At 34.0% G+C, this 15,692-nt stretch carries 11 protein-coding genes; 8 read left to right on the forward strand and 3 right to left on the reverse strand.

Annotated features, from left to right (window positions below):
* Positions 1–167 precede the first annotated feature (167 nt).
* The 8 genes from AAYQ05_RS04035 to AAYQ05_RS04070 all read left to right on the forward strand — a co-directional run bounded on the left by AAYQ05_RS04035 (position 168) and on the right by AAYQ05_RS04070 (position 12,524).
* Positions 168–1,046 carry an AraC family transcriptional regulator gene (locus AAYQ05_RS04035; RefSeq protein ID WP_177212433.1) on the forward strand — a complete coding sequence of 293 codons (879 nt, stop codon included), beginning with the start codon at positions 168–170 and terminating at the stop codon, positions 1,044–1,046.
* A gap of 312 nt (positions 1,047–1,358) precedes the next feature.
* Positions 1,359–4,526, forward strand: coding sequence for a SusC/RagA family TonB-linked outer membrane protein (locus AAYQ05_RS04040; protein ID WP_343541296.1), 3,168 nt, complete (start codon positions 1,359–1,361; stop codon positions 4,524–4,526).
* A gap of 11 nt (positions 4,527–4,537) precedes the next feature.
* A complete protein-coding gene (locus tag AAYQ05_RS04045; RefSeq protein ID WP_343541297.1) occupies positions 4,538–6,100 on the forward strand; it encodes a RagB/SusD family nutrient uptake outer membrane protein in 1,563 nt (520 codons plus the stop codon).
* Positions 6,101–6,120: 20 nt separating this feature from the next.
* The gene (locus tag AAYQ05_RS04050; protein WP_343541298.1) at positions 6,121–7,191 is read left to right on the forward strand and encodes an IPT/TIG domain-containing protein; all 1,071 of its coding nucleotides are present in this window, start codon (positions 6,121–6,123) and stop codon (positions 7,189–7,191) included.
* Between the two features lie 83 nt (positions 7,192–7,274).
* Positions 7,275–8,534 (forward strand): fasciclin domain-containing protein, encoded by a 1,260-nt coding sequence (locus tag AAYQ05_RS04055; protein WP_343541299.1) that lies wholly within the window; start codon positions 7,275–7,277, stop codon positions 8,532–8,534.
* A 95-nt stretch (positions 8,535–8,629) separates the two neighbouring features.
* Complete coding sequence (locus AAYQ05_RS04060; protein ID WP_343541300.1) at positions 8,630–9,862, forward strand: glycoside hydrolase family 27 protein; 1,233 nt, start codon at positions 8,630–8,632, stop codon at positions 9,860–9,862.
* A 12-nt stretch (positions 9,863–9,874) separates the two neighbouring features.
* Positions 9,875–10,840 (forward strand): glycoside hydrolase family 5 protein, encoded by a 966-nt coding sequence (locus tag AAYQ05_RS04065; protein WP_343541301.1) that lies wholly within the window; start codon positions 9,875–9,877, stop codon positions 10,838–10,840.
* A 595-nt stretch (positions 10,841–11,435) separates the two neighbouring features.
* Positions 11,436–12,524 carry an outer membrane beta-barrel protein gene (locus tag AAYQ05_RS04070; protein WP_343541302.1) on the forward strand — a complete coding sequence of 363 codons (1,089 nt, stop codon included), beginning with the start codon at positions 11,436–11,438 and terminating at the stop codon, positions 12,522–12,524.
* Positions 12,525–12,811: 287 nt separating this feature from the next.
* On the opposite strand, the gene AAYQ05_RS04075 is transcribed toward AAYQ05_RS04070, so the two are convergent.
* Genes AAYQ05_RS04075 through rimO form a run of 3 tightly spaced genes read right to left on the reverse strand, consistent with a single transcriptional unit; the run spans position 12,812 to position 15,659 of the window.
* Positions 12,812–13,717, reverse strand: a complete 906-nt coding sequence (locus AAYQ05_RS04075; RefSeq protein WP_177212440.1) for an N-acetylmuramoyl-L-alanine amidase — start codon at positions 13,715–13,717, stop codon at positions 12,812–12,814.
* 28 nt (positions 13,718–13,745) lie between these two features.
* Positions 13,746–14,303, reverse strand: a complete 558-nt coding sequence (locus AAYQ05_RS04080) for a hypothetical protein (protein WP_343541303.1) — start codon at positions 14,301–14,303, stop codon at positions 13,746–13,748.
* Positions 14,304–14,345: 42 nt separating this feature from the next.
* Positions 14,346–15,659 (reverse strand): 30S ribosomal protein S12 methylthiotransferase RimO, encoded by a 1,314-nt coding sequence (rimO, locus tag AAYQ05_RS04085; RefSeq protein WP_111378318.1) that lies wholly within the window; start codon positions 15,657–15,659, stop codon positions 14,346–14,348.
* Between the last annotated feature and the right edge of the window lie 33 nt (positions 15,660–15,692).

Here is a 15,692-nt window from a genome sequence, read left to right on the forward strand (position 1 = left end):
ATTAAAAATGATTAATGTTTATTATTAATATTCTTTTTAAAGAAATGATAATTAATTTTTTCAAAGATAAACGGATGATAATAGTGTAATTAATATTATTTTATCAATTATATATCATATTATTGCAGTCAAAAAATACACATTACTTTCCTGAAAATAGTTTTAAGATGGGTACTACGAAAAATTTTTATAGAGAAATTGCACCGCTTGCTGCGGGTGACAGCTTTTTGGTTTTTGATCGTGTAAAAGATAGTTTTGATTTTCCGGTGCATTATCATCCGGAATTTGAGATTAATTTTATCCTGAACGGAAAAGGTGTTAAGCGGGTTGTGGGTGATAATATTGAAGAAATTGATAATGTCGAATTGGTTTTGATTGGTCCGAATTTATATCACGGGTGGGAATTGAATAAATGCACAAATAAAAAAATACACGAAATTACGATTCAGTTTCATAACGATTTATTTCATGAATCTTTACTGGCAAGACGTATTATGAATCCGATTCGGGACATGTTTAACCGATCGATACATGGAATTCTGTTTTCAAAAAAAACTGCCGAAGAGCTGACGCCAAGGCTTGTGAGGCTTTCAAAACTGGACGGGATGGATTATTTTCTTGAAATAACGTCTTTATTATATGATCTTGCCAATTCTAGAAATCAGCGTCTGCTTTCGACTTATACCGTCGATTATGATACGTTTGATGATTATGATAAAATGAAATTAGTTTATGAGTATGTGCAAAAACATTTTGCTGAGAAAATCACTTTAGAAGACGTGGCAAATGTGGCGAGCATGTCAATCATTTCTTTTAACCGATTTATAAAAAAACGTACAGGAAAAACTTTCGTCAATTACATAAATGACATTCGAATTGGTTATGCAGCACGTTGGCTGGTTGAGAAAGATATGAGTGTTTCTGAGGTTGCTTTTAAATCTGGTTTTAATAATATAGCCAATTTTAACCGCAGTTTTAAAGCGACTAAAAATTGCACTCCAAGTCAGTATCGTGAAGAATTTTCTGGTTTGAAGCGTATTTTGTAGTGATACTTTTTTATCACTTATAAATATTATTTTTAGCGAAATCGTTTTCTTTTCTAGATTTCATTAGCTTTTATTCATGGTTGAGTTGTTTTAGAGTATTGTCTTTGCGAATAATTCAATTTTTATTCGTATTTATTTTGATATGTGTTTTTTAAAACGATTATAGTAAAAATATTATCATTAAATGATATAATATTATTGATTTGATAATAGTCTCTGTTATAGATTTGTTAAATAATTTAAGAGTAACTTTTCCCTGGCATTTACTTTAAGATTATGCAATAAACAAATTTAACTAACCAAACACTTATTATGAAAAAACTAATTACTAGCTTCATTCATTGGAGGGCTGACCACAGAGCCGTTCCTTTGATATTATTTTTGTTACTGACCAGTAATTTTATTACAGCACAGGTAAAGGTTTCTGGAACAGTATCTGACGAGAAGGGGTTGTCTATTCCTGGTGCCAACATCATGGTTACAGGTACAAAAAAAGTAGCCTCGACAGATTTTGATGGGAAATTTTCTATAGAAGCACCTGCAAATTCTACTCTTTCTATTTCATTTATTGGCTACGTTACACAGACAGTCAACATAAAAAATGGAGGAACATTCAACGTGATTTTAAAACTAAGCGCTGAAGATTTGCGTGAAGTATTGGTAAATGTAGGATATAGAAGTGTAAAGAAAAAGGATCTGACAGGCGCTATTTCTACTGTTACTTCTAAAGATATTGCAGACTCTCCACAAGTATCTGTAGATCAATTGTTGCAAGGACGTGCTGCTGGGGTAACAGTTACGAACAACTCTGGACAGCCAGGAAGTAGTGTGTCAGTTAAAATACGTGGAACTACTTCTATTTCTGGAACCAATGAGCCATTGTATATTGTAGACGGTATTCCTATTTCTGGAGATGCAGCGAATACTGCAACTGGAGGTTCTATAGTTACAGGTTATTTGGGAACAAATACAGGAAACGTAACTTCGAGCCCAATCTCTTTTTTAAATCCGAATGACATTGAAACGATGGATATTTTGAAAGATGCTTCTGCAACTGCTATATATGGTTCTAGAGCGTCGAATGGAGTTGTTATTATTACTACAAAAAGAGGTAAGAAAGGAACAGGAAAAATCACTTTTGATTCTTATTTCTCTATTCAAAATGTAACTAACTTGTTAGATACAATGACTTTGAGTCAATATGCTGCACAGCAGAATGCTTTGGCTGCTGTTTATGGCGTAACGCCGAGAGACGAATTTGCTGTTCCGTCTGTTCTTGGTAAAGGAACAAATTGGCAAGATGAGATTTATAAAACGGCTATAATGAATAATTATCAGGTTTCGTTTTCTGGTGCAAAAGATGGTACAAACTATTATATTTCTGGAGGTTATACCAATCAGGAAGGTATTGTTATAGGTTCTGCTTTTAAAAGATATAATTTTAAAACAAATGTTGATAGCAAAATAAAAGATTGGCTAACAGTTGGAGTGTCTGTTGGTGCTGGTATAACAAATGAAGATATTACTATAAATGGAGCGAGTAATGGTATTATCAGTACTTCTATTTTATCTACTCCAGATGTTGCGGTAAAAGATACGAATGGTAATTATTCTGGTCCGCCAGCAGACGGATCAATTGGAGTTTGGATCAATCCTGTTGCTTCGGCTTTGATGAATACCAATAAATTAATCAAAAAGAATTTCTTGGGGAATTTTTATGCGAGCTTTAGAATTGCAAAAGGATTGGAATATCGTTTTGATTTTGGAGGCTCTACAAATGTTGATAATTTTGAAGGTTTTCAGCCTACTTATAAGTGGGGCTCAGCGGTTAGAGAAACCAATATGCTGACAGAAAGAGCAAGCAATTGGTATCAGCTTAATGTTAAAAACCTTTTGACTTATAAAGCTGATGTAGGGAATCATCATTTTAACGTCTTAGCTGGTCAAGAGGCAAATGATAGTCATTGGTTTGGAAATTCGCAATCTGTTTCTGGGTTATTGAGTAATGATATTCATTCTATTAGTTTAGGAGATCCTGATTCAGTTGTTGCTTCAGAATATAAAGGGAGCTCTGCTTTGTATTCTTTCTTCGGATCTTTTAATTACGATTATGATAATCGATATGGTTTGCAGGCAACTATGAGAGCAGATGGAAGTTCAAATTTCGGGCCAGGTCAAAAATGGGGTTACTTCCCTTCGGTTTCAGGTTATTGGAAACTTTCGAACGAAAAGTTTATGGAAGGAACGAGAGAATACATTGATAATATCAAGTTCAGAGGTGGATATGGAGAAACTGGAAACCAAAATATTGGCGGTGGCGGTTACATGAGTACTGTTCGTGCAATAAAATCGGCAATGGGTAACTTCTTTACGGTTAATAATATTGCAAATCCAGATCTAACTTGGGAAACTTCTAAACAAACCAACTTTGGTTTAGATTTTACACTTTTCAAATCAAAACTTCAAGCAACATTTGATGTATATAAAAAAGAATCTGAAGGATTTTTATTTGTATTGCCATTGCCGTACTACGTTACAGGTACAGATGCTTATCAAGGTGGTTTAGGAGCGCCAAGCGTAAATTTAGGAAGTTTAAGAAATCAAGGTTTTGAAATGACTTTAGATTATAATGAAAAGTTCGGAAAAGACTTTTCTTGGAATTCAAAAGTAATTTTCTCTACAAATAAAAATAAATTGTTGAGTCTTCAAGACAATTTTGATTTGACAAAAGATGTAATGCTTAATGATTATACTACTAAAGCAGTAACCAAAACTGTAGTTGGTCAGCCAGTTGGACAGTTTTACGGATATCAAGCAGTTGGTATTATCAGAACGAACGAGCAATTGGCCAATGCACCAATTCCTTTTACGGGAAATAAAGCGGTAAAAAGCCAGTTGGGAGATGTTGAGTATGTAGATCAGAACAAAGATGGTTTGATTGATGATAAGGACTTAACCTATATTGGTAACCCAGCACCGAAATTTACTTATGGCTTCAACAATACTTTTAAATATAAAAATGTTGATTTAGGTGTCTTCTTACAAGGATCTTATGGCAATAAAGCAATGAACCTAACAAGACGTGCTGGTACAAAAAACCAACGTTTGTATGAAAATCAGTTGGCAGAAGCTGCAGATTTTTGGACACCAGAAAATACCGATGCAAAATACCCAAGACCTGATGGAGGAGACGGACATCCAAATATTGCAATCTCTGATCGTTATATAGAAGATGCTTCTTATTTAAGAATCCAGCAAGTTACTTTAGGGTATAATATGCCTTCAGATGTGATTTCAAAAGCGAGCATTAGTAAATTAAGATTTTACTTTGGTATTCAAAATCTTTACACATTTACCAAATATACAGGCTATGATCCTGAAATTGGATCATATAACCAAGATCCATTATTAACTGGAATCGATTCAGGGCGTTACCCAACCAATCGTAGTTTCACTTTTGGAATGAATTTAGAATTTTAATTACTACTCTTATGAAAAAATATATCAATATAAAGACCTTAGTTTTATTCTTAACGCTAGGTTTGGCAACTACTTCTTGCAGCGAAGATTTTTTGGATCGCCCATCTGAAGATAGTTACAGCAGTGACCAGTTTTATAATACTGATGAGCAGGTTGCAAGAACTACTTACGGAATGTATGGTGCAATGTGGGCTCCTTATTATACTAAAAACTTTTACGCATTGTCAGAACTGTCATCAGGGAATTGTTTGGCTTATGCTGATGGGCCAGAATTGATTCAGTTTAAATTGACTTCTGATAGTCCAATATTGTTAGATCCTTGGAGAGCTTGTTTTGCAATTATAGCGCAAGCCAATAACTTAATTAATAATATTGAAAAAAATGCCACAGCAGATGTGAATAGGGCAGTTATTAAAAACACAATTGCAGAAGCACATTTTTTTAGATCGATCGCGTATTTTTATTTGGTTCGTTTGTATGGGCCAGTGCCTATTATAGAAGATAATTTGGCTTTGGCAAAAAATCCAATGGTGAATACAAATAGAATTGAAGACGTATATACCTTCATTGAAAACGATTTAAAATTTGCCGCAGCAAATCTAAAATCAAAAATTAGATCTAGAACTCCTAGCGGAGACAATATTTTTGTAACTCAAGGTTCTGCTGAAGCATTTTTAGCCAAAGTATATTTATATGAAAAGAAATATGCAGATTCTAAATCAATGGCTGAAAAAGTAATCAATTCTGGTGAGTTCGATTTGATGCCAAACTTCGGAGATTTGTTTCTGACAAGTAGAAATAATAACCAAGAGTCTATTTATTCATGGCAGTGGTCAGGAGCTATTAATACTTATGGAGGAGGAAATTTCTCTAATATTCAATATGGTTTAGATATTTTGAATGATAACGCTTCATACGGTGCTACTTATGTGCCGAGTAATGATGTTCAGGATGCTTTTGAAATCGGAGATTTAAGAAGAAAAGAGTCTTTTATGATTTATGGAGATTCTTATCCTAACATTAAAGGAGATGGTGTTGTAGGTTTTGTTATGGATAAAACAAAATATCCAGATGCATTAGCCAATACAGGAGCAGCGGTTAAAAAATATGTTGTTGGGCAAGTGACTAGCGAGACAGGACCAGCTGATGGATGGGGCGGAATGAATAACTGTAATTATATTATGCGTTATGCTGATCTTTTATTAATACATGCCGAAGCAACTATGGCTGGAGCTGATGAAACTACAAACGCTGCAGCGAAAGAGTCATATAACAAAGTGAGACTTAGAGCAGGTCTTGGCATTTTAGGGACTAATGTGCCTTTAACAAAAGCAGCTTTATTTCATGAACGTAGAGTTGAATTTGCTTTTGAAGGAGAATTTTGGTTCGATTTAGGAAGACTGCCACGTCAGGAAGCAATCAATATAATTTCTAAGCAAGATAGAGGTTTCGATTCTCAAGGTGTAATACATTATACGCCAACGCCAACTGATTTTATTTATCCAAAACCAGATGTCGAAGTTAGAAAAAATCCAAAATTGAAAGAGGCACCAGTTCCTTACACTTTCAAATAATTTTTTAAAAGTAAATCACTATGAAAAATATAAAAAATAGCATGTTATTGAAGTTGTATTTTTTGGCTTCGATTTCAATTTTCCTCTTCGCTTCCTGTTCAAATGATGATTCGGCAAGTTCATCTGGAAAACTCGAAGTAACAGGTATCAGCAGATCTGTTGTTGACGACCCTTTGGTTGAAGGAGACAGAAAAGTAGATGTTCCTACAGATGTTATTAATGCAGGAAACTACTATATCATTAGAGGATCTGGTTTTTCGACATTAAAATCAATTTCGTTCAACGGATTAGAGTCTTATTTTAATCCGGCATTCGTAACAGACAACGCAATTGTGGTTTTAGTAGATTCAAAAACGCCATACTATAATGAGATGGACGAAATGAAGATCGTAACCGGAAATGGCAGCTTGAGCTATAAAGTAGCGATTAGACCTCCAAGTCCTAATATTACGGGATTTCCTGTTAATCCAAATCCAGGAGATATCATTACCATTACAGGTGAATATTTCTTGCGTCCTGTAGTTAATTTTGGGGACATCCAAGTTGAGCCAATATCTTCTACATTGACAGAGATTCAGGTTAAAGTTCCTGAAGGAAGTTACTTGAAAAGTTTATCTGTAACAAATGTATCTGGAACAACAGTAGCTCCACAAGTAATAGGTTCTGAAATTTATGATGATGCTTTCACTAATATTTGGGGCTGGCAATCTCTTTGGGACGGAACTAATGAATTTGATGCGGCCTATGCTAAAGATGTTTATCAGGGAACTAAATGTATTCAATGGAAAGCTGGTGAATGGGATGGGTATGTAATTGGTATTAACAACTGGTCTTATCACGATACGGATAAATTTAAAGCAGTAAGATTTTGGGCTAAAGGTGAAAAGGCAGGAAAAGTGAAGTTTTTTGCTAATGGAGATGCTGAGAAAAACATTGTGGTTGTTGATGTTAGAACATCTTGGACTTATATTGAAGTGCCATATAGTTCACTTGGTAATCCAACTGAATTAACCCAAATTGGATATCAAGAATTTGGCGGTTTTGGAGGAAATGTAATCTATCTAGATGATATCGGTTTGGTATTGAAATAATTGGGTGGGATTCGAAAATAAATTTCGATTCTTAAACTGAGTTTGTTTAGTAAGATCCATAATTAAAAACTAAAAAAGAATTTATGAAAAATATATATAATAAAGTAAAACATATTGCTATATGCGCCTTTTTGGTTGTCGCAGCTTCTTCCTGCGATAACGAAATTGAAGATATTGGAGGAGCACAGCAAAATTATAATACGGCATACGGCTTGCTTCAGGCAAATAGTAATTTAACTACGTTTACAAAAGCGATAAAACTGGCTGGTTTAGAATCGACATTAGATACAGCTGATAATTACACTTATTTCGTGCCTAACAATACTGCTTTTGATGCATATTTGGTAGCTAATGGTTATGTAAATGATTTAGGATATCCAGATGTAAACTTAGTTCCTGTAGCAGATTTGAAACAGCTTGTTTTAAGTCACGTTATTAAAGGTGTTAAGAAAAGAGTGGCTAAATTGGAAGGGGTTCAAGCAGACTATCTGGAAACAGGAGATTATGCGACAATGGCAAATGCAGTAAATGCAGATTTATATTTGTTAAGTATTAATGTAACCAATAACACTTTAAAGGTAAACGGATCAGATAAAGAAGCGCCAGGATTGGATTATTACGGAACAAATGGTTTTGTCAATGTTTTAAGTAATGTGATTGAATTGACTCCTCCGGCTCCAGTAATTAGCAGCTTGTCGCAAGTTCTGGCTTCTCCGGGAGATGTTATAACTATTACAGGACAAAATTTTGTAAAAGTTAAAAGCGTTAAGTTCGGATCTACTGAAGCGACATTTACTACGGTTTCTAAAACAGAAATAAAAGCAACTGTTCCAGCTGATTTTGATTCGTATGCGCTTATTGTTATTGAAACGGAGTTTGGAGTGTCTGCTCCAAGCGGAATCGGACTTAAATATTTATTATACGAAGACTCATTGAAAGGATGGGGCTGGGGCTGGGGAGGAGACATAACCTGGGAAAGCACTGAAAAAGTTAGCAGAGGAACAAATGCAATCAAAAAAGTTGCTGAAGCTTGGAGCGGACTTTTCATGCACTCTGATCTTCTTCTAAAAGCATCAGATTACCAATTTGTTAAAATGTCTATTTTCCCAACAGAAAGCACGAAAATTATGGTTACCATAAATAGTGATACGGGCGATTCTGCCAAAGGTACTACGGTTACTTTAGTGCCGGGGCAATGGAATAATATTTCAATTCCTATTTCGGCTTTGCATCCTGAACTTTTAACTGATGGAAATTTTGATAGTGTGTTTATTCAGGAGTTTTCTGGAGGAACAATTACTCCGTCTAGTATTCTTTATATAGATGATATCGGATTTTTATAAAAAAAGAAATAATAGGTTATGAGTTAGTTTGAGGTATTCCCTAATTGAGAAATTAGGGAATATCTTTTTATATGTCTTTTTTAAATGAATAAAGAATGAAAAAAATAATTTTAGGGCTTATTCTGGGTATTTCGAGTTTTGCTTTTAGCCAAGGCAATACACATAAACAGCAAGGCGGTAAATTTGAAGGATTAGCAATGACACCGCCAATGGGCTGGAATTCTTGGAATACTTTTGGAACCAATATAAATGAGAAATTAGTGAAAGAAACTGCAGACATCATGGTTTCTTCGGGTTTGGCGGCTTCGGGTTATAATTATATTGTTTTAGATGATGGCTGGATGACGCACGAACGTGATGTAAACGGTGATTTGGTGCCCGATCCTGAAAAATTTCCAAACGGAATGAAAGCGCTTATTGATTATGTGCATAGTAAAGGTCTGAAATTTGGTTTGTACAATTGCGCAGGAACAAAAACCTGTGCAGGTTATCCAGGAACAAGAGGTTACGAATATCAAGATGCTAGATTTTATGCAAAACTCGGAATCGATTTTTTAAAATACGATTGGTGTAATACAGAAGGAATTACAGCAAAAGAAGCTTACACCACAATGAGCAATGCAATTAAAACAGCTGGAAGACCAATTGTTTTCAGCCTTTGTGAATGGGGAGACAATCAGCCGTGGGAATGGGGAAAACCAATTGGGAATCTTTGGAGAATATCGGGAGATATTTATCCATGTTTTGACTGCGAATTCAAACATCCAGAAAATTGGTCGTCTTGGGGATTCATGAAAATTGCCGATATGAGAAAAGATATTCGAAAATATTCAGGTCCAGATCATTGGAATGATTTTGATATGATGGAAGTTGGAAATGAAATGAAGGATACAGAAGATAAAACGCATTTTACAATGTGGTGTATGCTTTCATCGCCTTTGTTTACAGGAAATGATTATCGAAAAATGTCTAAAGAAACTCTGGCTATTTTAACGAATAAAGAATTACTGGCTGTCAATCAAGATAAATTAGGGATTCAAGGCTTTAAATATGCTATATTAGATGGAGTAGAAGTATGGGTAAAACCACTTTCACATGGAGATTGGGCAGTTAGCTTTGTAAATAGAACAGAAACTTCAAAAAAGATCGCTTTCGATTGGAATAAAAATAGCTTTAAAGACGCAGATTTTGGTTATGAAGCTGATTTCGTAAAAACGACATTTAAAATAAAAGATCTTTGGAAAAATAAAGAAGTAGGAAATACGAAGAAGCCTTTTAGTGCAGAAATAGTTTCACATGATGTTGTTACTCTAAAACTAATTCCTTAAAACTAATGTAGTATGAAATCAAAGTTCTGTTATGCTGCTATTTTACTTTTGATGTTTATAAATATTTCAAAAGCACAATTTGTGAAAAAACATGGTCAATTAAGTGTTCTTGGAACTCAGCTTGTTGATAAAGATAATAATCAGGTTGTGCTTCGCGGATTAAGTTTTGGTTGGCATAGCATGTGGCCGAGATTTTATAATGAAAAAGCAGTGAGTTGGCTAAAAAAGGATTTTAATTGTAATGTGGTTCGTGCCGCAATGGGTGTCGAACTTGGAGATTTCTCCTATATCAATAATCCGCAATTTTCTAAAGAGAAGATAGAAGCTGTTGTAAATGGTGCTATAAAATCTGATATCTACGTAATTATAGACTGGCATAGTCATAATATAAATCTGAAAGAAGCTACAGCCTTTTTTTCAGAAATATCCAAAAAGTATGCTAAGTATCCTAATATTATATATGAGGTATTTAATGAACCAGATTATGAAACTTGGTGGGAGGTTAAAAATTACGCCGAAGAGATAATTCGAGTAATTCGTGAAAACGATCCTAATAACATTATTTTGGTCGGCTGTCCGCATTGGGACCAGGATATTGATCTTCCAGCCGAAGATCCGATAAGAGATTATACTAATATAATGTATACTATGCATTTTTATGCGGCAACTCATGGTAAAGAATTGAGAGATAGAACAGATATGGCCATTAAGAGAGGGTTGCCAGTTTTTATTTCAGAATCTGCTGGAATGGAAGCTTCCGGAGACGGACCTTTAAACTATAAAGCTTGGCAGGAATATATCGATTGGATGGAAGCTAGAAAATTAAGTTGGATCACATGGTCCGTGTCTGATAAAGATGAAACTTGCTCTATTTTGAAAAAATCTGCCAAATCGGATGGGAAATGGAAAGATGAGGATTTGAAAGAGTCAGGAATTAAAGTTCGCGAGTATTTAAGAAAATATAATATAGAAGAATAGATCATTCGAGTCGTCTATACAAAAGTCCGTTCATTTAAATGAATGGACTTTTTTTTGTTTTTCTATATCGTAAAAGTGCTTTTCGGGTCTTAAGTAAGAGGTGTTTTGTAAGGGTGTTATTTGTAAGAATTGTTTTTGTTTGAAAATGGCTGGTAAACTGTTGTTTTTTGAAAATGTTCTAGGTTTTTATTTTTAGTTATTTTATGATCACCCCTAATTTTTTATGGGGTGTTTTGTTTTTTAGTTCTTTTTATGGTGTTTTGTATTTGTTTTTTGTAGTAAATTTTACTTATACCCATTGTAAAACTTGAAAATTTATAAAAAATGTGTTATTGAATTTTCAAAAACAATTATCTATAAATGTCAAATAACGATTATTGTCGACTTAATTTTTGTAATCCATAATTCTTTGTCTAAAACGTCAAAAAAGCAGTTTTGAATTATTCTACTCATACAAAAGTTAATAAATTCGCTAATGAAAATGATGATGATTTGAAGGCGCATGAAAGGTTTTAGAAATGACTTATACTATTAAATAGATATATAAAAGATTAACTAACCAGAATCAATTAATAACTAAAAACCAAATTAAAACATGAAAAAAGCATTTCACATTTTAGCCGCGATGTTAACAAGTTCTTTTGCCTTTGCCCAAGAAGAGGAAGCAGCCGCTCCAGCAACCACATGGGGAGGTTCTGCAGATGCGTACTATAAATATGATTTTTCAAAACAAATGAATGGATTAACGAGCTTTACCAACTCACAGAATTCATTCGAATTAGGAATGGCATCGATCGAAGCGGGCCATACTTTTGGAAAAGCTTCAGTTTTTGTAGACTTAGGTTTCGGAAAAAGAGCAGCAGAATTTTCATATAATGAGACACCAGATAAAGATGCAAGTGCAAAATTTATGATTAAACAATTATTTTTCACATACAATTTGACTGATGAATTTAAAGTAGTAGCAGGTAGTTTCGGAACTCATATCGGTTATGAAGTATTAGATGCAGTAGATAATAAAAACTACAGTATGTCTTATGCGTTTTCTTACGGACCATTTTTTAATACTGGGGTTAAAGCGCAATATACTTCTGGTAAATTTACAGCTATGTTAGGTTTAACCAACCCAACAGACTTTAAATCAGCTATGGATGCAGGTTCGTATCAAAAAACGTTCATTGGACAAGTAGGGTATATTGGAGATACAGGAAGCGCATATTTGAATTTTACAACAGGAAGTACTAACCCAATACCAGGAAGTTTAATTCCGGTTTCAGACGAAAACAAAACGCAGTTTGATTTAACAGCTTCTAAAACAATTTCAGATAGTTTCTCGCTTGGGTTAAATGCGACTTATGCTAAAACTACAAATGATTTTGATAGTAATTTAGACGGAGATTGGTTTTCTTTAGTAGGATATGCTACTTATTCGTTCAATCCAGCATTGCTTTTGGCTTACAGAATGGAATATTTTGATGCTAAAGATGCAGCACCAAGTTTAGGAACTTTAGCAGGATCAAATGTATTTGCTAATACTGTTTCTTTAAATTATAAAGTTGGAAAATTGACTATAATTCCTGAGCTAAGATACGATGCAGCGTCTGAAGATATTTTCTTAGATAAAGATGCATTACCAACAGGCGGAAGCTTCTACGCCTTAATTGCAACAACATACTCTTTCTAGAGATAAAGATTGATATTTTTTTTTTTTTTTGGAGCTGTCGAAACATACTCATGTTTTGGCAGCTTTTTTATTTGTTGTGGTTTCAAGTTTCAAGTTTAAGGTTTCAAGTTTGAGATTTTAGGTTTTAGGTATCTTTGCTCTTTATTTTTCTTTCTTTCTTTCTTTCTTTCTTTCTTTCTTTCTTCTTATCCCTCTTTACAGTATGTCTCTTCGTTATGATGAGTTATTATGAAAAAAAAGCGTTTCTGAATTAACAGAAACGCTTTTTTTATTTTTATGATGAGGTTTTACTGAACCTGTTTTTTGTAAATCGAATAAATAGTATCTATTGTTTTTCTGTCTAAAACCGATGTTGCATCAGTTTGTATATAATGCAATTTAAATGCCTGAATTGCTGCGGTTAGATTTTTGGTGTTGTAACCTATTATTCTTAATGCAGGTTCAATCTTAAAATCAAATGGAGCTGGTTCTAAGACTTCATCTGGCCAGATTCCAAATCCTTTTTCTGCTAAAGTTTTCCATGGAAATAAGGCGCTTGGATCTTGTTTTCTTCCTGGGGCAATATCCGCGTGACCTAAAAAGTTTTGTGTCGGAATATTGTAATCCTTTTTTAGTTTGGTCAACAAAGCTACCAAACTGCTTATTTGAGCTTCTGTAAAAGGTTTAAAACCGTTATTGTCTAACTCAATGCCTATAGAGCAAGAGTTTAGATCTGTTGTTTTTCCCCATGTTGAATTTCCAGCATGCCAAGCTCTTAAATAATCATTCAGCATTTGCACTACTTTTCCGTTTTCAGAAATAATATAGTGTGCACTTACTTGAGTTTTGGTTTTGGTAAAAGTGTTAATGGTTTGCTGTAGCGAATCTTGAGCTGTATGGTGAATAATAACGAAGCTTGGTTTTCTTAAATTGAAATTTACAGTACCAATCCATTCTGTATTAATTCCGTTTTGTAAATAAGTAGAATTTGTCTTAGACAAAGTGTCTTTTACAATTCTCAGTTGCTGCGCATAAGAAGTGTCAATAACAACAGGTGAAACTGCTGGAATTGGTTTGGCTTCTTTACTTGTGATTTGGTTTTCCAAATTTTTTAGCTGTTGATCATAAGCCTTTTCAGTATTCTTGTACGGATTTGTAGAACAGGCGCTGACAATAACTGCTAAAATCAGATAACAAAAATGTTTTTTTGTCATAATTCGTTGTTTTATAGATTAATAACGATTATTCTGATATTTTCGTATCTGGGGTATCTTTTACTTCTTTTGAATCTTCTTTAGAATCTTTATCTTTTTTCTTTTTTGATTTGGTCTTTTTTACTTCTTTTAAAGTATTCATGAAGGTTTTGTACTTTTCAACTTGGTCTGGATTTAAAAAAGCAGTAATCTTTTTATCGGTACTTTCGCGTAAAGCTTTTATCTGTTCAATTTTTTGATCTTGATTGCTGCTTTCGTTTTTTAATAAAATACCTTGTTCACGTATACTATCTGCTAAAACATTTGTAATAGCAATCGCCTGTAATTCATCTAGATTTACTTGCGGTTTCATTTGTTCTACAATAATACCTGCAGTTTCTTCAGGAGGAGTTTCTTTAGGTTTGCTTTGAGAACCCTGCTGTGGTCCAGCCATCATGCTTCTATCCATACCCATTCCGCTACCTCTTCCGTAACCATTGCCATAACCGCCACCATAACCATTATTGTATCCTCCACCGTATTGAGCAGAAACAGTAAAAGTAAATAAGCCAAAAACTAAAATAAATAAAGTTTGAAAAGGTTTCATAAAAGTATTTTTATCTGTGATTAACAATTGTTCAGCGTAAATTTAAGCAGGTTCCCCGTATAAATCAAATTCTGTTGCTTCAATTATCTTGATATTAACAAATTCTCCTGTTTTTACATAATGTTTAGAAGCATCGATTAGAACTTCATTGTCAACATCTGGACTGTCAAATTCTGTACGTCCAACAAAATGAGCGCCTTCTTTTCTGTCAATGATGCATTTGTATACTTTACCTACCTTTTCTTGATTCAGATCCCAAGAAATTTGAGATTGCAGTTCCATAATTTCGTTAGCTCTTGCTTGTTTTACATCATCTGGAACATCATCTTCCAACAAATAAGCATGAGTATTTTCTTCATGAGAATAAGCAAAACATCCCATTCTGTCAAATTTCATTTCCTGAACAAAATCTTTCAAAATTTCAAAATCTTCCTGAGTTTCACCTGGGTAACCAACAATTAATGTAGTTCTAATTGCCATTCCAGGAACTGCTGCACGGAAATCCTTTAATAACTGAGTCGTTTTTGCTTGCGTTGTACCACGACGCATTGATTTCAAAATTGAATCTGAAATGTGCTGTAACGGAATATCAATGTAGTTACAGATTTTAGGTTCGCGCTTCATTACTTCCAAAACATCCATAGGGAAACCAGTAGGGAAGGCGTAATGTAAACGAATCCATTCAATTCCTTCTACTTTCACCAAAGCTTCCAATAATTCAGCAAGATTTCTCTTTTTATAAAGATCAAGACCATAATAAGTTAAGTCTTGAGCAATTAAGATTAATTCTTTAACTCCGTTTTTAGCTAATCCTTCTGCCTCTTTAACCAATTTTTCAATTGGCTGAGAAACGTGTGAACCTCTCATTAACGGAATTGCACAGAAACTGCAAGGTCTGTCGCATCCTTCTGCGATTTTTAAATAAGCATAATTTTTTGGAGTTGTCGTCAAACGTTCTCCAAGTAATTCGTGTTTATAGTCGGCTCCAAGAGCTTTTAATAGTTGAGGTAATTCTGTAGTTCCAAAATATTGGTCAACATTCGGAATTTCTTTTTCTAAATCTGGTCTGTAACGTTCAGACAAACATCCTGTTACGAAAACTTTGTCAACAAGTCCTTTGTCTTTTTTATCTGCATATTCCAAAATCATATTTACCGATTCTGCTTTTGCATTATCAATAAATCCGCAAGTGTTAATTACAATAATGTTTCCTTCTTTTTCTGCAGGAGCTTCATGTTCAACTTCTTTTCCATTCGCACGTAGCTGTCCCATTAGGACTTCACTATCATAAACATTTTTTGAACACCCAAGAGTGATTACGTTAATTTTGTTCTTTTTTAAAGACTTGGTTCTCATACTTTTATAAATTGGAGTGCAAAATTACACTTT

Source organism: Flavobacterium movens, from assembly GCF_039581425.1.
GTDB classification, from domain to species: Bacteria; Bacteroidota; Bacteroidia; order Flavobacteriales; family Flavobacteriaceae; genus Flavobacterium; species Flavobacterium luteolum.